Below are 19814 nucleotides of genomic sequence, written 5' to 3'. Positions count from 1 at the left end.
TGTCCATTACTAAAATCCGTGAGCTTTTCAGCCTACCAAATGTCCATTACGCCAATAAAGCCTATAAGAGGTTTAGGCATTTTGGAAAAGACAAGGTCAATATGGACTTTGCCTTCTTTGCTATTGCCTTTAACATAGGGAAAATGTGTAGAAAAACCAATCTCAAGGAACTAAAAGACATTATGGAGGTACTTTTAGGCACCTTCAGATGCTCTATACAAGTTTATATAGGCTATTTAAAGCCCTATAAATCATTTTATATGAAATTAGCAGCATAGCTGCAGTAAATAACGAATTATGTGGTAGACAAGGTAAAGGAAGAATAAAAAGAGGATGTATCAATTTTGACACACCCTCGTAGAGATGAAAAAGAATAATATTATAGGATTTTTACAATCCTCTTGCCTTCAGCAATCCAGACGCGTCTGGTGCCTTAAGGCCAGTAAAGTCTGAGAAAATCTCCATTAAGTCCTTCGTATTGCCACGGCTTAGCACCTTGTTACGGAAGTCGTTACCAACTTTACGAGTAAGTGCTCCGTTCTTTTCGAAGTAATCAGCGATGTTCACAGCAAGCACTTCAGACCACAAATAACTGTAGTATCCAGCTGCATAACCGCCACCCCAAACGTGATTGAAGTATGAAGTTGAATAGCGTGGAGGTATCTGGTTGTCTAACAAACCTACCTCTTTCAATGCTTTAGTCTCGAAGTTCTTAGCCTCTTCAGCAGTAGGAATATTCTTAGAATCGAGCATATGCCAAGCCATATCTACGCATGTTGCACCCAAGTTCTCGCCCATTGCGTAAGCAGCTTGGAAGTTAATAGAGTTCAACATCTTATCGCACAAGTCGGCAGGCATAGGTTGATTGGTCTTATAATGCTTTGCAAAATGGTTGAAAACCTCTGGTATGCTTGCAAAACTTTCGTTAAATTGCGATGGCATTTCCACGAAATCACGTGCAACAGCAGTACCACTCAACGTGTTATAGTTACAGTTTGACAACATGCCATGGAGTGCATGACCAAACTCATGAAACATTGTTGAAACCTCATCCCAAGTCAACAACGTTGGCTGACCCTCTGGTGCCTTCGCATAATTGCATACATTATATATAATAGGGATTTGTTGTCTCAAACGACTTTGTTTTGCAAATGCGCTCATCCAAGCTCCACCGCGTTTAGAAGGACGGCGGAAGTAGTCGCAATAGAATAGTGCAAGCTGCTTACCATTATTGTCTATCACGTCGAAAACCTTCATATCAGGGTGATAAGTAGGCAGGTCTTTACGCTCTTTGAAGCTCAAACCATATACTTTATTAGCTGCATAGAAGATTCCATTAATAAGAACAGAGTCGATATTGAAGTAAGGTTTCACTTCATCATCAGAGAAACTGTATTGCTCTTTCTTCATTTTTGCAGAATAATAGAAGCGGTCGTAAGGCTGCAACTTAAAGTCAGCACCCTGTGTTTTACGTGCATATTCTTCGATAGCATTAGTTTCTGCAACAGCTTTTGGCTGATATTCTTTGATAAGTTGGTTAAGGAAAGCATACGCATTGTCGGTATTCTTGGCCATTACATTAGACAAAGCGTAAGACGCATAGTTCTTATAACCCATCAATTCAGCCTTTTCAGCACGCAATTTAGCAATTTCCACAATTAAAGGGAAGGCATTAAACTCTCCTGTACCATCGGTACGGTGAATTGAAGCATTGTAAACACGCTCGCGAAGTTGACGATTTTCGAGACTTGCGAGAATAGGTTGCTGGGTTGTATTGGTGATAACGATGCAATAAGGAGCCTTTCCTCCACGGCTTTCAGCATCTTTCTTGCATTGTGCGATAGCATTTTCGCTAAGTCCTGCAAGTTCTTTCACGTCATTTACCCATACAGTTGATGCCGCAGAAGCCTTTGGAAGCATATTACCAAAGTCTTGTTGCAATTGTGCGAGACGGCTATTTATTTCCTTCATACGAGCCATCTTATCTTTCGATAACAATGCACCCGAACGCACAAAGTTCTTGTAAATCTCTTCAAGCAGTACTTTATCTTCACCTTTCAAGCTGTTTCTTTCGTGGTCGTACACGTATTTCACACGCTCAAAGAACTTCTGATTGAAACTAATTTCGTTTTCAAACTCAGTCAATAGAGGCACTACAGCCTTCTCAGTTTCTTCGATTGTTGCTGTTTTATTAGCCTCTGTAACAGCAAAGAAGATGCCTTTCACTCTGTCCAACAGCCGTCCGGTCTTCTCGTAAGCCAAGATAGTGTTTTGGAATGTAGGCTTTTGCTTGTTCTCTACAATAGCTTTTATCTCAGCACGTTGCTCTGCTATTCCAGCTTTAATGGCTGGAAGATAATGAGCATCCTTTATTTTACTAAAGTCAGGCGCACCAAATGGCAATGCGCTTTTCTGCATCAATGGATTCGAATACATAGATTTTCCTTTCTTAACCTGTTGTGCTGTGGCAGCTGTTGCCACAAGTGCAACGCACGCAAACCCTGCAACAAGGAAGGTTTTCTTTAATCTGTCCTTCATAAAGTCGTTCGTTTTGTTTTCAAATTAGTATTTATTTTTTTTATAATATCAATCTTTTTGCATCATCAGAACATGACAATGTCTTTTAAATTTCAATAGATTTCTCGGTCCACTGTATATATTTACAATCGGCCGCTCATAATATTTATTTTGCTGAATGAGGCACTTTCTTCTGCTTTCCGCTAAACTCTGTAAAGTCGATGCGAATGATTTCCACTCTGTGAAAGCTCTTTTCTGCATACTTAGCACCTATGTCTTTAAAGTCGGCAGACATCTTATTGATAAGCAAATGCAATGCTTCCATCTTCTCTTTATCGGTAAGATGGATGTGCGCAGTACCGAAAAAGATAGCACTTTCGTACTCTGTCGTGAACTTTCCAGGCAGTAAATTCACATTACCAATGATGCAAAGCGACACCTTGTTATTCTTTTCTATCGCCTCTAACTTACGTCCTGCAGGCGCACAATGTATGTAAACGCTCTGCTTTCCGTCCCAAACAAAGTTCACAGGAATACCATAACCGCCTTCATCAGATACCATTGAGAGCACTCCGTACTCCCCTTTCTCCAGCAATTCCAGTGCTCTCGCCTCGTCTAAGAGTCGGTCTTGACGACGCACAGTATCATTTACATATCTCATTTCCATAATTTTTATTTTTTTGCAAATATAGAATAAAAATCTGATGTTGCCAAGATTACACATTATAAAAGTAGGGAAATAGAGAACAACGGAAAATACTTACAAGTTTGTTACCCTTGTTTCATAATTAAATTGTATCTTTGCAAGGTTAAAGTAACTACCATTTGCCATACCAATGGTAGAGCAAAAGTTCAATAAAAACTATTCAAATAGCTAAAAATGAGAAAAGTATCACTCTTCGTTCTGACGCTCTTTATGGCGCTGACAATGCAAGCTCAAGTGGAAAGACCAAAGCTAGTCGTTGGTCTTGTGGTTGACCAGATGCGCTGGGATTACCTCTATTTCTATCAAAACGAATACGGACAAGGTGGTTTGCACCGCCTTCTTAACGAGGGTTTCTCTTTCGAAAACACTCAAATAAACTACGCTCCAACGGTAACAGCTATTGGACACTCATCTGTTTTCACTGGTTCTGTACCAGCTCTTCATGGTATTTGCGGCAATAACTGGTGGCAAAACGACCAGTATGTGTACTGTTGTACCGATACAACCGTGCGCAGTGTAGGCTCAAACAGTAAGGAAGGACAGATGAGTCCGCACCGTTTGCTTACTACAACTATTGGTGATGAACTTAAATTAGCTACCAATTTCCGTTCAAAAGTAATTGGTGTATCGCTCAAGGATCGTGCTTCTATCTTGCCTGCAGGTCATTCTGCCGATGCAGCATACTGGTGGGACACCTCTGCAGGACACTTTGTTACCTCTACATATTATATGGATAAGTTGCCAGAATGGGTAGAAAAGTTCAACAAAGCCAATTATACAGCACCTAATTATAATATCAGAACATCCAACGAAGGAGTTACTGTAACCTTCAAGATGGCTATTGCAGCATTGGAGAACGAGCGTTTAGGTCAAGGTAAAGAAACCGATATGCTTACTGTCAGCATCTCTTCTACCGATGCAATCGGCCATCAATATAGCACACGAGGTAAGGAAAACCACGACGTTTATATGCGGTTGGATAAGGATTTAACCGAGTTTCTCAATGCATTAGATGCAAAAGTAGGACGTGGAAACTATCTTCTTTTCCTCACAGCAGACCATGGTGCGGCACACAACTATAACTTCTTGAAGAAGCATCGCATACCTGCTGGAGCGTTTGAGTACAATAAAGCCGTACAAGAACTTAACAATCACTTGCAAAATAAGTTCGGAATTAAACCTGTTATGGGCGAAGACAATTATCAATTTGCATTAGATGACAAGATGATAGCACAAGCAGGAAAGAAGAAACAAGACATTATTGACGAGGCTATCGACTACTTAAAGCAAGATCCACAATACATTTTCGTATTCGATCAAGAGCGTGTTGCGACCGAAACCATGCCCGATTTCATTAAAACACGTATGATGAACGGCTATATGCGCCATCGTTCTGGAGAGATAGGAGTAGTTACCCGTGCACAATTCTTCGGTGCAAAGAACTCTCCAGACTACATTGGAACACAGCATGGACAGCCTTATCCTTACGACACACACATTCCTTGGGTGATGTTCGGTTGGCACGTGAACCACGGAGAAACCACACAAGAAGTTACCATCAACGATATTGCAGCCACCGTTTGTGCAATGCTGAAGATACAAATGCCCAACGGCTGCATCGGCAAGGCCGTATTACGATAAAACTAAAACAACCTATGCACATAGCAATAGCAGGAAATATTGGAAGTGGAAAGACTACGCTGACAGCCATGTTAGCCAAGCGCTACGGCTGGCAGCCACGCTATGAGTCGGTGGAATTCAATCCATACCTCGACGATTACTATAAAGATATAAAGCGATGGTCGTTCGCTATGGAGGTATTTTTCCTAAAAGAGCGCTTCAAAGACTTGCTGGAAATCAGCCAGTCTGACACTAATGTGATTCAAGACCGAACCATTTACGAAGGCGTTTATGTATTTACAGCTAACAATTATGCCATGGGCAACCTTGATCATCGCGATTATGAAACCTATATGGAACTCTTTGAGGATATGACCGACGCTGTTCGCTACCCCGACCTCATGCTTTATCTTCGTGCATCAGTAAGCCATTTGGTAGAGAACATTGAGAAACGAGGCCGTGATTATGAGCAACGCATGCCGTTAGACTATCTCGAAAACATTAACAAACGGTACGAAGACTTTATACAAAACCAGTATAAGGGACGCGTTCTGACCATAAATGTAGACGAACTCGACTACCAACACAATCCGAAAGACTTTGGTTTTATTACCGATAAGATTGATCGTGAACTCTTCGGATTGTTTTAATATTCAACCAAACTCACACAATACTCATTAAAAAGAATATGCATATAGCTATTGCAGGAAACATAGGAGCAGGCAAAACAACACTTACAACAATGCTTGCCAAACGATATGGCTGGACGGCACAGTTCGAACCAGTGGACAACAACCCTTATCTCGCCGACTATTATGAGGATATGAACCGCTGGGCGTTCAATCTTCAGATATATTTCTTGAACAAACGCTTCAGAGATGTGGTTGAAATATCACGCTCAAGCGACACAATCATTCAAGATCGTACTATATTTGAGGACGCACGCATATTTGCTCCCAACCTACACGATATGGGATTGATGAGCGACCGCGACTTTGAGAACTACACACAATTATTCGATCTTATGCTCAGCTTGGTGAAACTGCCCGACCTTCTTATATATATAAGGAGTAGCGTACCCCATCTTATTGAGCATATACAGCAGCGAGGACGCGATTATGAACAGACTATGCGCATTGATTACTTACGCGGTCTGAACGAGAGATACGAGAATTGGATTAAAACTTACGAGGGTGAGCTGATGATAGTTGATGGAGATACCACTGATTTCGCCACCAATCCGCAAGACTTCAAGCGTATTGAAGATATGATAGATGCACGTCTCTTCGGTCTATTCCCACCGAAATAGGCAGACACCCTACCCTGTCTTTTATCATAACAATGCATTGCAGCATTGATAAAAAGGAACAAATAAAGAAAGAAAAATATTTATAATAACAAACACTATGGAAAAAGTAAAGACATTAATCATAGGTAGCGGCCCAGCAGGATACACTGCAGCTATCTACGCAAGCCGTTCTAATCTACAACCAGTGCTATACGCTGGTTTGCAACCAGGTGGACAATTAACCACCACAACAATTATAGAGAACTTCCCAGGCTTTAAAGATGGTATTGACGCCAACGAGCTAATGCAAGAAATGAAAGCCCAAGCTACTAACGTTGGAGCTGACGTTCGCGATGGTTCTATCGTAAAGGCAGACCTCAGCAAGCGTCCTTTCATTTTGGAAGATGAGCGTGGCAACGTTATCGAAGCAAATACACTTATCATCGCAACAGGTGCAAGTGCAAAATATCTTGGTTTATCTGACGAAGAAAAATATCGCGGACAAGGTGTTAGTGCATGTGCTACCTGCGACGGTTTCTTCTACCGCAAGCGTACCGTAGCCGTAGTAGGTGGTGGCGATACAGCCTGCGAAGAAGCAATGTATCTGTCAAGTTTGGCTAAGAAAGTATACATGATTGTACGCAAGCCATACCTTCGTGCAGCTGAAATCATGCGCAAACGTGTAGAGGAAAAAGAAAATATAGAAATCCTTTACAACACCAATACGCTCGGACTTTATGGTGAAGATGGTGTAGAAGGTGCACATTTGGTACGCTTCAAGGGCGAAGAGAACGAGGAGAAGTACGACATTCAAATTGATGGATTCTTCCTTGCAATCGGCCATACCCCTAACACAGAACTCTTTAAGGGTCAACTCGAACTCGACCCACAAGGCTTTATCGTAACCAAAGGTACATCTACGGCTACTAATATCGAAGGTGTTTATGCTGCTGGCGACGTTGCCGACCCTATCTATCGTCAAGGAGTTGTGGCAGCAGGCAGTGGTGCCAAAGCAGCAATCGAGGCAGAACGCTTCTTGCAAGATAAGGGCGAGAAGTAATCTTTGCTAAGGACAGATAGTCCAATAACAACTAAATTAAAGAGGCTAACATTATGCATTGAAGAACTTGCATAATATTAGCCTCTTTTTGTATATACACTATTGCAATGCAAAAGAGCCTCTTTCGCTCTGTAAAAGTGCCTGTTTTGCGTCGCAAAAGAGCCTATATTGCAACGCAAAACAGGCTCTTTTAGAACACACTTGTAAGCCTTTGACACTCTGAAAGTTACACTATGGTATAATTATACAGCTAGTTGCATATATGCAAAATACCCGTATTATATATATTCAGTTTTTATGTGAGAATGTTAAAAAATACTTAACGCATTGCATTTTTTTTTATTATTTATACTACTTTACGAATAAAAAACTATATTTGCAATCGAATGAGCGAACTAACGCTTATCCTAAACGACTAACTTTGTAGACATCCTGGAAAACAATAAACATCATAAAATTATATTGTTACAACTAAATTTAAAAGCATGAAACGTACATTCAACTTCTTGCTGCTATTTGCGTTGCTCGCAATACCAGCCTTTGCCGAAAAAGTTTCAAGGACTGAAGCACAGCGCATAGCGCAGGACTTCCTGGCAAAACACCATCATCGAAATGTTAAGGCACACCTTATGGCGATGCCCAGAAAGTTAATGCATGCAACATTTTCGACCACGGCTAACTACTCACCTTTCTATGTCTATAACGTGGAAAACAACGGTGGCTTCGTCATTGTATCTGGAGACGACGCCATAGGCACAATTATTGGTTATAGCGACAAGGGCACCTTCGACTTAGAAGGTGCTCCTTCTAACGTCGTTAACATGATGAAGATGTTCGCAAATGCTGTTGAAAGACAACAACGAACAGGCTCTACTGACTTCGTAAAAGAGGACGAACGCGTTGCCCCACGTGGCGAAGTAAAGGTTAAACCATTGCTGAACAACATACAATGGGGACAAGACGCGCCTTTCTTCAATAAGATGCCTGCTAAGAAACCCACCGAAAACAATCCGAAAGAACATTATTATGTAGGGTGTGTTGCTACTGCTATGGCACAGATTATGCGCTATCACAAGTGGCCAGCACAGGGTACTGGTAACATGAGCTACACAGATAACCTTGGTAAAAGACACGATATCGACTTCACAACAGGCAACTTTGATTGGACAAAAATGCCTGAGCGATTGGAGAAAGACAATGCCGACGAAACTGAAAACGATATGGTTGCTACGCTAAGTAGCTTGTCTGCATTCAGCGTACATATGTCTTTCATGCCCAGCGGTGAGGCTGGTGCCTACTCACAAGCCGTAACTGGAGCTATGGTTAACTACTTTGGCTACGATACAGGTATCTCTTATAAGAGACGCGAGTACTATTCTACTCCTCAATGGATAGGCATGATTAAGGCCGAACTTGATGCGGGACGTCCTGTTTTCTACTCTGCAACTAACGAAGATGGCAAGGGTGGACACGCATTTGTGTGCGATGGATACGACAGCGAGGACTATTTCCATTTCAACTGGGGTTGGTATGGCAAGAGCAACGGATATTTCCGAGTAAATGCTCTTGAGCCTTACTCTCTTGGAATTGGCGCTAATGGTGGAGGTTATAACCTTCAACAAGAAATCATCACGGGCATTAAACCTCTCAATGGCGGTACTCCTGGAAAGAAATCATGGGCTATTTTCGGTTCAAGTCGCATTGCAGTAGTCGAAGCTGGCGGCCAAATTCTGGGCATGCAACGCATCGATAACCACGATTGCGATAAGTTTATAGGTAAGGTAGGCCTTGTTTTGATTGACAAGAACAATGAGGTGAAAGCCGTTTTGAAGGAAGAAGACAAGACATTTGCCCCTGTAAATGTTGACGGAAACCTCTATACTACAGGCTTCTACATCAGCCATTGGGTTAAAAAAGAGATTGATGGCAACGTGCCAAACGGCAGCGATTATAGAATACAATTTGCTGTAAAGGCCAATGGAAGCGATGATTGGCAACTTGTTTTATGCCCTAACAACTTGCCAAACTATGGCGAAGCAACCGTAGAAGATAATAAGATCGTAAGCGTTAAACAGCACGAACCTGTACCAAACGTTACACTTATGAAGCCTATTACTGCTGAAAACGAACTTCATGCAAAAGGGTCTGGTAAGTTCACATTAGTACTAAAGAATAACAGCGACGACTTTTATCTCAACCATATCTGGCTCAAGTTCACTTCTGTAAACGACGAATCAAAGGTCTATTATGTTCATGAGAACGACAAAGCCACCTTCCATCAGGTGTACGATAATAGCGAAAAGACGATTCAATTGCTTTGTGAACTTCCTAACGACCTACCTGCTGGTAAGTACAAAGTAACTGCATTTGAGAAGAATGTAAATGTAACTGAACCTAAAGAAGATGCAACAGAAGAAGATAAACAACGCTATAGAGACAACATTGCAAAGTGGGAAAGCTATCCTTTCAAGCCTGCATTCACCGAAGATAATATCCTTGAGGTATTAGAAGAGATAACTACTCCTGTCTTCTACCAAGAAAGTGAGATGCTCTGGATTAGCAATACCAACAAAGAAAACAATGCTGCTGTTAAGCAAGGCGATATTATTGCCATTCTCCAAGAGGCACGAAACTATGGCGCTGCAGGTAATTCGTCAATGCTGATGAAGGCAGTTGATGTAACCGATAATAGTAAAGTATACGACATTATTCAGACGAAGGAAGCTGATTATAAGAAGATGGAATTAGCAAAAGCAGTCTACTCTTCACGTTTAGACTTAGCTGCTGGTAAGTATTCGCTCGTTCCTTACTATGTAGTAAATGGTGTTGAAACTCCTATGGGTGGTCAAAAGAAGGAATATACGCTTGAAGTTCTCGACAACGACGCTATTGAATTGTCGTGCACAGAGTTCACTATTCCAACATCACAACTTGAAGTTGGAAAGCGTACAAGCGGCTTTAAGCTCAAGATTACTGCACGCAAAGCAGTTAAGGGAGTACCTGTTTACGTACGTTTACGCCCTGCTACACGTGCTGGAGGTATGATGGCATTCATGAAATCAGTTACTTTGGAAGAAGGAAAGAGCGAAGAATACACCTTCTCGTTGGCTCCTGAGGCTGCATTACAGCCTGGTAAGTATCTCCTTTATGCCGAATACCGTCCTAAAGGCAAGAAGTATGGACAAGAAATTCCACTTGCAGGACACAACACTCAAGTAGTTTACTTAGGTGTAGTAACAGGCATTGATGAGATTCAAACAACCGGAAACGAAGCTAATTTCACCATAAATGGTAACGTTATCAACTTCAACAACACCAAGAACGTACGTTGCGTAGAAGTTTATAATATAGCTGGTACAAAGGCATTTAGTACAACTAACATTGCCAACAGCATCTTCCTACCTATCCATAATGGTGTATATGTTGTACGTATTATAACAACTGAAGGCACAATTACAAAGAAAATAGGAATTAGGTAATAGATTATAGCATTATGGTTTAAACGTAAGGCCGCTCTTATAGATAAGTGCGGCCTTTTTAATATCTATGTTAAAAAAAAGCGTAATATATTTCAATATGTGCGAGAAAATCAGTAATTTTGCCACGTTATACAAACTTGCATCTAACAAGAGCGTAGCAAAAACAAAGCGAAAATAATAAAAAAAGATAAACAAAAATGGTAAACAAAAAAGCAGAGGGCACTTATGAAGAAACCCTCAACAAATCGGAAGCCTTCTTCATGAAGCACGGAAAGACAGCTATCATTGCTATTGTAGCAATCCTTGTAGTAGTTGCTGGGTTCTTCCTCTACAAGACTTTCGTTTCTGAACCTAAAGAAACAGAAGCAAGCACACAGCTGGCACAAGCTCAAAAGCTTTTCCAAGCGCAGCAGTTCGACCAAGCTCTCAAGGTATTCCAAAAGGTACAAAGCGATTATAGCAGCACTAACGCTGGCAATCTCGCTAATCTTTACATTGGTCTTTGCTATGCACACCAAGAAAAACCAAACTGGTCTAAGGCTTTAGAGAACGTTCAAAAGTACTCAACATCGAACGATCAGATCATCAGTCCAGCCTCTCAGATGGCTCTTGGAGACATTTATGCAAACAATAACCAAAACGATAAGGCTGTAGAAAGCTTTAAAAAGGCAGCTGATATGGCCAATGCTAAGGGCTTCGAAGGTATTAATATGAGCATAGCACCATTGGCTTTGAGAAAAGCAGGCATTATTCTTGAAAGCGAAGGCAAGAAGGCTGACGCATTAAAGCTTTACGAAGAGATTAAAACAAAGTATGTTAACTCTCCTATGAGCCAAGATATTGATAAGTATATCGAGCGCGCAAGCAACTAATCTGATATAGGAAATGTCCACAGCATTACACAATTTATCGGATTACGACCTTACTTCTGTTCCCGATGCCAGTAACATGTGCTTCGGAATAGTAGTATCAGAGTGGAACCCAGAGGTTACTGGCGCACTTCTTGATGGCGCTGTTAGAACGTTAGAGAAGCACGGAGCCATACCCGAAAACATTCATGTGAAGACCGTTCCAGGCAGTTTCGAACTCGTATATGGCGCTCATCAGATGACACTCAATGGTGGTTACGATGCCATTATCATACTCGGAAGTGTCATTCGTGGCGAAACGCCTCACTTCGACTATATCTGTCAGGGTGTAACCTATGGTATTTCGCGCCTTAATGCAAGTTGTGAAATCCCTGTAATATACGGACTTCTCACTACTAACGACCTTCAACAAGCAAAGGATAGAAGTGGTGGCAAGTACGGAAACAAAGGCGATGAATGTGCAATAGTAGCCATTAAGATGGCTAAATTCTAAAGAACAAGTCAGTAACGACACAATGAAATTAAAAGAATACTTCCAGGCATACGAGTTTGAAGAAATCTTTCCATACATCGGATTGATGTATCCGAAGGCACGCAATCAGCGCAAAGCCTTCCAGCACGCTTACGAATTGCTGTTAGACATCAACCCTATTGCATCGAAAAAGTATATTCATTACCAACTCATGGAGGACCCAGATACGAACGAAATGTTCTTTGGTGCAGACGATAGCAACTTCAATGGTCCTTGGGAAGTGTTGTTAGGAAAAGATGTTCGCATCGATCCGAAGGTGGATTTGTCGAAGGAAGAGGTTGTGGCTAACTGCCTTTTAAACACTGTTCTCATCGGTCGGCACCCCAAACAGTTCGATTCTGACTACAATTTTATCAGTAGATAAGAGTACGAAATAGCAGATTATAAATAAGCAAAAAGGCATTCCAATGTAGTTTGGAATGCCTTTTTTCGTTGCTGTATATTTCGTTTTCTACTATAGAAATAAGGGTTATACCTTACTATATAGAACTTAAAACACTACAAGAAAAGTGTAAAGATTTTACAGAAGAGTAATTTCTTTGCAACTACCTTGTTATCAATGGGTTGCAATAGGGGTTGTTTTACATCGCAAAAGCGCCTGTTTTACATGATAAAACAGGCGCTTTTGAATTGCAATATAGGCACTTTTGGAATGTAAAACCGATATTGCTGTTTATCCAACGAATTATCTTTACAGAATAAAGGGTATTCTCGAGTTCTTTACTAGAATATTGAGAAAGTTCTAGGAAAACTAAAAATTCTAGATAATCCTATTCTTTCTCCACTGTTAAGAACATGGTATCCCTACCCCCCAACACATCGAAAAAGCATTCGTTCGGCTTATACTGTTTCAGCTGCGTGGTACGAACTGCGCACTAATGGTCCACTAACTACGTGCTTAAAGCCTTTTGCCAATCCTATTTTCTTATATTCTTCAAACTGCTTCGGACTGATGTATGCAGCTACTGGCAAGTGTTTTGCAGTAGGTTGGAGATATTGTCCCAACGTCAAACGCTTACAACCCGTTGCAAGAATATCGTCCATAGTTTGCAAAATCTCTTCGTGCGTTTCGCCTAAGCCCAACATAAAGCCTGTCTTTGCCTGTACACCATTACGTGCAATCTCTGCTAATACCTCCAAACTGCGGTCGTATTGTGCTACACTGCGCACAGAAGGAGTCAGTCGGCGCACCGTTTCCATGTTGTGTCCACACACATGAGGCTTTGTTGCCAACACCTTTTGAATCAGCTCTTTCTTGCCCATAAAGTCAGGAATCAGTAGTTCTATCTTAGTGTCAGGGTTCAGTTTCTGAATAGCTTCCACCGTTTTCACCCAGTGGTCGGCACCATAATCGGGCAAGTCATCGCGATCTACCGATGTAATAACGGCATAACGAAGGTTCAAAGCCTTAATAGATTCAGCCACATGCTGCGGTTCATTCGGGTTCAAAGCATTAGGACGACCACTCAATGTATTGCAAAATCTACATTTACGAGTACATATTTCACCACCAATCATTAGCGTTGCAGTGCGTGCAGCCCAACATTCGGTGCGATTAGGACATAGTCCGCTGGTACAGATCGTGTTCATATGGTGTCGCGCAAGAATGCCCGCTGTTTCGCCAGAAGACTTCTTCGAGGTCAGATTTATCTTTAACCAATCAGGCTTCATCACATGTGGCGGACGTCCAAATAGCAAGCGCAAGAATTGTTCCGTAGTTAAATTACGAATTACATTGCCTATTTCTATACCTTCAATTGCTGCAGATACTGCTTCGCGCGTAAAATCAACACCACGCAATAGGTCGAGCAATTCACGGTCAATATCTCCCAAAAGGAAGTAATCACCCATCAAATTGATGTTCAAAATCTTCTCGTTCTTCAATTCGATGTGAGCCTGAATGGTTCCAACATCAGCAAAACGTTTCTTCCGAACCTCCGTATATTTAGGGTTTTTGCCGTATGTAAAGTCGTCAGAAGCAAGTTCTTTCTCTATTTCTTCAATATGTTTCATGTCGTCGGAAGTCAGTTCCAACACTTCATCACCGCACATATACTTGCGCACATAGTCCATAAAAGCCTCAATACTGAGGTCGGTATAGTTGCCCACATTGGTAACACGCTGGCGCACAGAAGCCACTCCTTTGCTCTGCAACTTTTCCTTTCCTGGTGTCAAAGCATGCTCAAGATGTTCCAATTCAGTACTAAATAAAAGCGAGTTGTGCAACACGCTGCGTCCTTTAAGACCATAAAAGGCACTTCCTGCAACCTTTTTTCCTTCTACAAGAATATCGTTTCTGCCAGAAAGTTCGGTGTTTATGCCAAGACTTTTAATCATATCGGCAATGCCTTGCATATACTCTACAAAGGCACGATTTACGTTTTCAGCATACGATATGTACGAAAACTGCATACAACCCTTATCTGCATAGATGCAACCTCCCCCGCTTTTGCGACGGTAAATATGTATGCCGTTGCGCTTACAGTAGTCAACGTTCACCTCATTTTCCGTAAGCTGGTTGCGTCCAATCATCACTGTTGGCTCCACACGCCACGCCATAAAGTAATCATCATCGGTGTAAGTACGTGCCACATATTCCTCTACGGCAAAGTAGAAAGGCAACTGAGGGGTTGTTTTTCGCTCAGGAATGATGATATATTTCATTGTTTAGACCTGTATTTTTTATATTTGGTGGTGGATAATTTCCACCTTATTATATATATGTATCCTTTCGCTTGGCAGCAAAAGTCGATGTTTCGCCACCGCAATCGAGGGTTTGCAAATTTACAAAAAAATATTGGTTTGGGCGAGAATGCCCTCTTTTTTATTCCAAACAAGCAGTTTTCATTACATTAAAAAACACCAAAAACTTCAGCAAAAGAAATATTTTTCTTATCTTTGCTCCATCGTTTGCAAGCGAAAACAGATGATAGTTGCCGCTAAAAACAAAGTAAAATTGTAATTTAAAACGGGATAATATGATAATAGAAAAGATAGACTCGCCTGCCGATATGAAGGGCTTGACAATGGAAGAACTGCATATTTTGGCAACAGAAGTGCGTCAAGGAGTGTTGAATCGTGTCATGAAACATGGCGGACACGTAGGTCCTAACCTTGGTTTTACGGAAGCAACGGTTGCTCTACACTATGTTTTCGATGCACCAAACGATAAGATTGTGTACGACATTTCGCATCAGAGTTATCCCCATAAGATACTTACAGGACGCAAAGCGGGCTTCTTCGACGACAACGAAATGGATCGTATTTCGGGCTATTCATCGCCTTTGGAGAGTCCAGAATACGATAATTTCGAGATAGGACATACCTCTACATCGGTTGCTTTGGCTGCTGGACTGATGAAAGGTCGCGATATTCAGGGCGGAAAAGAGAATGTTATAACTGTCATTGGCGATGGTTCGCTCTCTGGTGGAGAGGCTTTTGAAGGACTGAACATCGTTGGCGAACTCGGAACAAATGCCATTGTGGTAGTGAACGACAACGATATGAGTATTGCAGAAAACCACGGCGGACTCTATAAACACTTGCGCGAACTGCGTGAAAGCAATGGTACGTGTGCGCAAAACTACTTCCGTACGCTCGGCTTAGACTACATTTATCTTGAAGAAGGCAATGATGTGGCAAAGTTGGTGGAGGTATTTCAGCGTGTGAAAGATATCGACCACCCTATCGTTGTGCATATTCACACCGAGAAAGGACATGGTTTTCAGCCTGCCATAGATAACAAAGAACAATGGCATTGGCACTTCCCGTTCAATGAAGATGGCTCTTTGCGCAAGCCACACAAGCAGCGTGAGTACATGCCAGCAATGCTCGGACAATGGCTACGTGATGAGATGAAGCAGAATCCGAAGTTAGTTTGTCTTTCAGCAGGCGTTCCTGCAATTCTTGGTTTCGATGCTGAAACCCGCAAAAAGGTAGGCGCACAGCACTTCGATGTGGGCATTGCAGAAGAAGCTGCAGTAGCTATGGCGTCGGCAATGGCCAAGCGTGGCGCTCATGCAGTGTTTACAACGCACGCCACTTTCATGCAACGCACATACGATCAGCTATGTCAAGACCTTGCAGTAAACGGCAATCCAGCCGTCATTAACGTTACGGGCGCTTCCGTTTATGGCATGAACGACTTCACACATATATGTTTTTTCGACATACCAATGCTGTCGCACATTCCTAATTTGGTATATCTTGCACCTACAAACTACGAGGAAATGATTGCAATGGAGCGCTGGGCTATCTATCAAAACCAATATTCGGTGGCCATTCGTGTGCCTGAATATGGCGCATATCATGCCACTGAACCTGTAGATACCGACTATTCGGAACTCAATAAGTATAAGGTGATGCACCAAGGCAATACGGTTGCCATCATTGCAGCAGGCGATTTCTATGCGAAAGGCGAGAATGTAGCAAAGGCATTGAGGGCCGACGGCATAGACGCAACACTGATAAACCCACGCTATTTATCGGGAATCGACGAACCATTGCTGCATTCTCTTAAGGCGAACCACCAACTTGTGGCAACCATTGAGGACGGTTCGCTCGACGGAGGCTTTGGCGAACGCATTGCAAGATACTACGGACCGTCTACTATGCGCACACTTTGCTTCGGTGTTAAGAAGCAACTTTACGATCGATACGATGTAAACGAACTGCTGATAGAGAACCATCTAACTGATAAACAGATATTTGCAGACATCAAAGAACATATAATCTAAACATACAAACAAGTAAAATGAAGAAACTACAGCAGGTTTTAATGCTTGCACTATGCTTCCTTGTCCTGGCTATTGCGGCCACTCAGCGCGATGGAAAGGTATGGGGACACAGTGTAAAAGCGGTAGTTGCCGACAGCATAAAGACCACAAAGATTGACACAATGCACATACTTGACGATGGCACAAGGGTGATAAACACCACCGAATTGGGCAAAAACATCGTGGGATATAGTGGTGCTGTGCCATTAGAAATATACATTAAAAAGGGCATCATCGTGCAGGTGAAGGCGCTAAAGAACGCCGAAACACCCGAATTCTTCGAACAAGTGCAGCCATTGTTAAGCAAATGGAATGGTAAAACCATCGAAGAGGCACAGGCTTTAAAGGTAGATGCCATCAGCGGAGCAACCTATTCATCGCACGGAATCATCGGTAATATGCAGCAAGGATTGGCTTATGCTGCCAAAAAAGCGGTGGAACCATCAATATTAGAGCAGATGAATCTCGACGAAAAGACCATTGCAGGACTCCTGGTTGTACTCCTTGCTGCCATCGTTCCGCTGTTTTATCGCAACAAGCACTATCGAACGGTGCAGCTATTGCTCAATGTGATAGTATTGGGGTTTGGCTGTGGCACCTTTTTATCATGGTCGTTGTTTGTCAATTACATGTCAAGCGGAATTCATTTTTGGGCTTCGCTCATTCCGATTATCATGCTGATAACGGCTTTTATATACCCACTTTTCGGCAAAAAGAACTACTATTGCACGAACGTATGTCCGTGTGGAGCAATCCAAGATATAGCTGCAAAAACGAAAAACAAGAAGTGGCGTCTGAGCATCAATATGGTAAAGCGACTGAATGCCTTCCGTAAGTTCCTCTTTGCAGCCTTGTTAGTACTCACGTTAGCAGGCGTTGGACTGGAGTGGATGGACTATGAAGTGTTTACAGCCTTCATCTTTCAGTCTGCCTCTGTGGTTGTTTTGGTGCTCGGTTGTGTATTTTTAGTGCTCTCATTCTTCGTTGCGCGCCCCTATTGTCGGTTCGTTTGTCCAACGGGAACACTATTCAGAGTTATCGAACGCCGTTAGAAAATAGTATAAAACAAATAGAATTAAAATAAGAAAGGTAGGGCAAAATCAAAGAACGCCCTACCTTTTATTTTTTACTTGCTACCCTTTTTCATAGCCATATAGTTGAAGAAAAGCTGTAAAAAAAGTGTAAAGAATTTGCAGGTGAGGTTGTTTCGCGCAATCACCTCGTTATCAATGTATTATAATACCCATTGTTTTGCATTGTAAAAGTGCCTGTTTTGCTGAACAAAACAGGCACTTTTGCGTTGTAATATAGGCTCTTTTGCAATGTAAAACCGATTGTACGGAAATATATTTGAAGTTTCTTTACAAAATAAGAATGGTTTTCTATGATTTCACAAGGGCCATTACTAATATTTATCTGTTATCTTTTGTTGTTTAAGAAATGCTGAAGAAAATCGCCAAACTCTTAATAAGACTCATCTGCATTAGGGAATGTTTGCTCCTTAACGCACTTCATATAGTCTGTTATTCCTGCTGTCATGCACTTACTAACATTGGCAAAATGACGCAAAAACTTAGGCTTAAATTCATGCGTCATGCCCAAAGCGTCAGCATAAACAAGCACTTGTCCGTCGGTATCGCAGCCTGCTCCGATGCCAATCGTGGGCGCTTCAATTTGCTTCGATACTTCCGCTGCAAGCGAACGAGGCACTTTCTCTAATACTAAAGCGCACACTCCTGCATCATTTAGTAACTTAGCGTCTTTCAATAACTTATCTGCTTCCGCCTCTTCCTTTGCTCTAACCCCGTAACCACCGAACTTATGGACGCTCTGAGGAGTCAATCCAAGGTGTCCAACCACTGGGATACCAGCTGCAAGAATACCTTTTACAGTGTCAATAATCTCACTACCACCTTCCAATTTCACTGCATCAACACCGCTTTCCTTCATAATTCGGATAGCATTACGCACACCTTCTTCGCGAGAAACCTGGTAACTACCAAAGGGCATATCGCACACTACAAAGGCGCGAGAGCATGCTTTAGCCACTGATTTGGCATGGTATATCATTTCATCTAAGCTGATTGGCAAAGTAGTATCGTTTCCACACATTACGTTTGATGCCGAATCGCCAACCAAAATGCTGTCTATTCCTGCTTCGTCGAATATCTTTGCTGTTGTAAAATCATAGGCAGTAATCTGCGCAATCTTCTCTTTAGCAACCTTCATCTCACGAAGTGTCTTTGCCGTAATCTTCTTTCTGTCTGTTGATAAATAACCCATTATGGCTTCTATGTTTTGTTATAGTTCTGTTAGCTTGTAACCAACAAAGTTTGGTATTACTTCTTTTGTAAACTCTTTAATACTATCTACCGAGTTTGTAGTGGCTAAACCAACTACTCTTGCCTTAGCAGCAAGCCCTGAACGCAATCCATTAAAGCTATCCTCGAATACGATACAATCAGTTGGTTCAACTCCTAACGCACGCGCAGCAGTAAGGTATCCGTCTGGCGAAGGCTTACTTTCACGGAAGTCTTCAGCCGTAAATACAGCGTCGAAAAGCTGTTTAAAGGTAGCATGCTGATGGTAAACATTTTCCATCTTGGCTTTATTGGAACTCGTTACTATAGCTGTTTTTACGCCATTTTGCTTCAACTGTTGCACGAACTCGGTGAAACCATCAACAAAATGGTATTGCATCTTACTTTCATAAGCATCTAATCGGCGTGTGATTTCAGCCTGTCGGTCGGGTTGTTCAGCAAAATAATGTCCATAAATCTGGCTGAGCGTCTGCCCCTTTATCTTTAATTCCAAACCTTGTTCCGTAGGATAGAACTCCTTAAAGATATTCCCCCAGAACTCAGTGTAAAGCGGTTCTGTATCGAAAACCACTCCGTCTAAATCGAAAAGACACGCTTTTATCATTTTATTCATATTTTATTAACGTTATGCAAAGTTACGAAAGTTT

The 19814-nt window shown here is 41.9% G+C and carries 16 protein-coding genes; 11 read left to right on the top strand and 5 right to left on the bottom strand.

Translation table 11 applies throughout. From position 1 onward, the window contains the following. A partial coding sequence (locus HXN26_RS01945) for a transposase (RefSeq protein ID WP_273158364.1) occupies positions 1-278 on the top strand: 278 nt, incomplete at its 5' end. 112 nt (positions 279-390) lie between these two features. On the opposite strand, the gene HXN26_RS01940 is transcribed toward HXN26_RS01945, so the two are convergent. Both HXN26_RS01940 and HXN26_RS01935 read right to left on the bottom strand, forming a co-directional pair. Further along, the gene (locus HXN26_RS01940) at positions 391-2538 is read right to left on the bottom strand and encodes a M3 family metallopeptidase (protein ID WP_273158363.1); all 2148 of its coding nucleotides are present in this window, start codon (positions 2536-2538) and stop codon (positions 391-393) included. A 145-nt stretch (positions 2539-2683) separates the two neighbouring features. After that, positions 2684-3178 carry a pyridoxamine 5'-phosphate oxidase family protein gene (locus HXN26_RS01935; RefSeq protein WP_273158367.1) on the bottom strand — a complete coding sequence of 165 codons (495 nt, stop codon included), beginning with the start codon at positions 3176-3178 and terminating at the stop codon, positions 2684-2686. Positions 3179-3397: 219 nt separating this feature from the next. Between HXN26_RS01935 and HXN26_RS01930 the strand changes: the two genes are divergently transcribed. The 8 genes from HXN26_RS01930 (at position 3398) to HXN26_RS01895 (ending at position 12435) form a co-directional block, all read left to right on the top strand. Then, positions 3398-4864: an alkaline phosphatase family protein gene (locus HXN26_RS01930; protein ID WP_273158362.1), complete on the top strand. Its 1467-nt coding sequence runs from the start codon at positions 3398-3400 to the stop codon at positions 4862-4864. 14 nt (positions 4865-4878) lie between these two features. Then, positions 4879-5493, top strand: a complete 615-nt coding sequence (locus HXN26_RS01925; RefSeq protein WP_273158361.1) for a deoxynucleoside kinase — start codon at positions 4879-4881, stop codon at positions 5491-5493. Between the two features lie 38 nt (positions 5494-5531). Next, complete coding sequence (locus HXN26_RS01920; protein ID WP_025000856.1) at positions 5532-6152, top strand: deoxynucleoside kinase; 621 nt, start codon at positions 5532-5534, stop codon at positions 6150-6152. Positions 6153-6249: 97 nt separating this feature from the next. After that, positions 6250-7191 carry a thioredoxin-disulfide reductase gene (gene trxB, locus HXN26_RS01915; protein WP_025000855.1) on the top strand — a complete coding sequence of 314 codons (942 nt, stop codon included), beginning with the start codon at positions 6250-6252 and terminating at the stop codon, positions 7189-7191. A gap of 485 nt (positions 7192-7676) precedes the next feature. Continuing rightward, entirely contained in the window at positions 7677-10670 is a 2994-nt protein-coding gene (locus HXN26_RS01910) for a thiol protease/hemagglutinin PrtT (protein WP_273158360.1), read from the top strand. A gap of 197 nt (positions 10671-10867) precedes the next feature. Continuing rightward, entirely contained in the window at positions 10868-11542 is a 675-nt protein-coding gene (locus HXN26_RS01905; protein WP_025000854.1) for a tetratricopeptide repeat protein, read from the top strand. Between the two features lie 13 nt (positions 11543-11555). Next, positions 11556-12032 (top strand): 6,7-dimethyl-8-ribityllumazine synthase, encoded by a 477-nt coding sequence (gene ribH, locus HXN26_RS01900; protein WP_025000853.1) that lies wholly within the window; start codon positions 11556-11558, stop codon positions 12030-12032. A gap of 22 nt (positions 12033-12054) precedes the next feature. Continuing rightward, positions 12055-12435: a hypothetical protein gene (locus tag HXN26_RS01895; RefSeq protein ID WP_025000852.1), complete on the top strand. Its 381-nt coding sequence runs from the start codon at positions 12055-12057 to the stop codon at positions 12433-12435. Positions 12436-12911: 476 nt separating this feature from the next. On the opposite strand, the gene lipA is transcribed toward HXN26_RS01895, so the two are convergent. After that, positions 12912-14735 carry a bifunctional lipoate--protein ligase/lipoyl synthase gene (gene lipA / locus HXN26_RS01890; protein ID WP_273158359.1) on the bottom strand — a complete coding sequence of 608 codons (1824 nt, stop codon included), beginning with the start codon at positions 14733-14735 and terminating at the stop codon, positions 12912-12914. A 314-nt stretch (positions 14736-15049) separates the two neighbouring features. Here lipA and HXN26_RS01885 point away from each other — a divergent pair, with 314 nt between their 5' ends. Together HXN26_RS01885 and HXN26_RS01880 are read left to right on the top strand one after the other, a co-directional pair. Next, positions 15050-16807: a 1-deoxy-D-xylulose-5-phosphate synthase gene (locus HXN26_RS01885; protein ID WP_273158358.1), complete on the top strand. Its 1758-nt coding sequence runs from the start codon at positions 15050-15052 to the stop codon at positions 16805-16807. A 17-nt stretch (positions 16808-16824) separates the two neighbouring features. After that, on the top strand, positions 16825-17898 hold the full coding sequence (locus tag HXN26_RS01880) for a 4Fe-4S binding protein (protein ID WP_273158357.1): 1074 nt from the start codon (positions 16825-16827) through the stop codon (positions 17896-17898). A gap of 412 nt (positions 17899-18310) precedes the next feature. On the opposite strand, the gene panB is transcribed toward HXN26_RS01880, so the two are convergent. Continuing rightward, positions 18311-19129 carry a 3-methyl-2-oxobutanoate hydroxymethyltransferase gene (gene panB, locus HXN26_RS01875; protein WP_273158356.1) on the bottom strand — a complete coding sequence of 273 codons (819 nt, stop codon included), beginning with the start codon at positions 19127-19129 and terminating at the stop codon, positions 18311-18313. Positions 19130-19147: 18 nt separating this feature from the next. Continuing rightward, positions 19148-19771: an HAD family hydrolase gene (locus HXN26_RS01870; protein WP_273158366.1), complete on the bottom strand. Its 624-nt coding sequence runs from the start codon at positions 19769-19771 to the stop codon at positions 19148-19150. Positions 19772-19814 lie beyond the last annotated feature (43 nt).

The sequence above is a fragment of the Prevotella aurantiaca genome (assembly GCF_015262605.1).
GTDB classification, from domain to species: Bacteria; Bacteroidota; Bacteroidia; order Bacteroidales; family Bacteroidaceae; genus Prevotella; species Prevotella aurantiaca.
This window is presented reverse-complemented; position numbering and strand designations above follow the sequence as displayed.

What these genes read in the sequence shown, in the direction of transcription:
- HXN26_RS01940 (WP_273158363.1), bottom strand. Translation starts at nt 2,538, where the DNA reads ATGAAGGACAGATTAAAGAAAACCTTCCTTGTTGCAGGGTTTGCGTGC.
- HXN26_RS01935 (WP_273158367.1), bottom strand. Translation starts at nt 3,178, where the DNA reads ATGAGATATGTAAATGATACTGTGCGTCGTCAAGACCGACTCTTAGAC.
- HXN26_RS01930 (WP_273158362.1), top strand. Translation starts at nt 3,398, where the DNA reads ATGAGAAAAGTATCACTCTTCGTTCTGACGCTCTTTATGGCGCTGACA.
- HXN26_RS01925 (WP_273158361.1), top strand. Translation starts at nt 4,879, where the DNA reads ATGCACATAGCAATAGCAGGAAATATTGGAAGTGGAAAGACTACGCTG.
- HXN26_RS01920 (WP_025000856.1), top strand. Translation starts at nt 5,532, where the DNA reads ATGCATATAGCTATTGCAGGAAACATAGGAGCAGGCAAAACAACACTT.
- trxB (WP_025000855.1), top strand. Translation starts at nt 6,250, where the DNA reads ATGGAAAAAGTAAAGACATTAATCATAGGTAGCGGCCCAGCAGGATAC.
- HXN26_RS01910 (WP_273158360.1), top strand. Translation starts at nt 7,677, where the DNA reads ATGAAACGTACATTCAACTTCTTGCTGCTATTTGCGTTGCTCGCAATA.
- HXN26_RS01905 (WP_025000854.1), top strand. Translation starts at nt 10,868, where the DNA reads ATGGTAAACAAAAAAGCAGAGGGCACTTATGAAGAAACCCTCAACAAA.
- ribH (WP_025000853.1), top strand. Translation starts at nt 11,556, where the DNA reads ATGTCCACAGCATTACACAATTTATCGGATTACGACCTTACTTCTGTT.
- HXN26_RS01895 (WP_025000852.1), top strand. Translation starts at nt 12,055, where the DNA reads ATGAAATTAAAAGAATACTTCCAGGCATACGAGTTTGAAGAAATCTTT.
- lipA (WP_273158359.1), bottom strand. Translation starts at nt 14,735, where the DNA reads ATGAAATATATCATCATTCCTGAGCGAAAAACAACCCCTCAGTTGCCT.
- HXN26_RS01885 (WP_273158358.1), top strand. Translation starts at nt 15,050, where the DNA reads ATGATAATAGAAAAGATAGACTCGCCTGCCGATATGAAGGGCTTGACA.
- HXN26_RS01880 (WP_273158357.1), top strand. Translation starts at nt 16,825, where the DNA reads ATGAAGAAACTACAGCAGGTTTTAATGCTTGCACTATGCTTCCTTGTC.
- panB (WP_273158356.1), bottom strand. Translation starts at nt 19,129, where the DNA reads ATGGGTTATTTATCAACAGACAGAAAGAAGATTACGGCAAAGACACTT.
- HXN26_RS01870 (WP_273158366.1), bottom strand. Translation starts at nt 19,771, where the DNA reads ATGATAAAAGCGTGTCTTTTCGATTTAGACGGAGTGGTTTTCGATACA.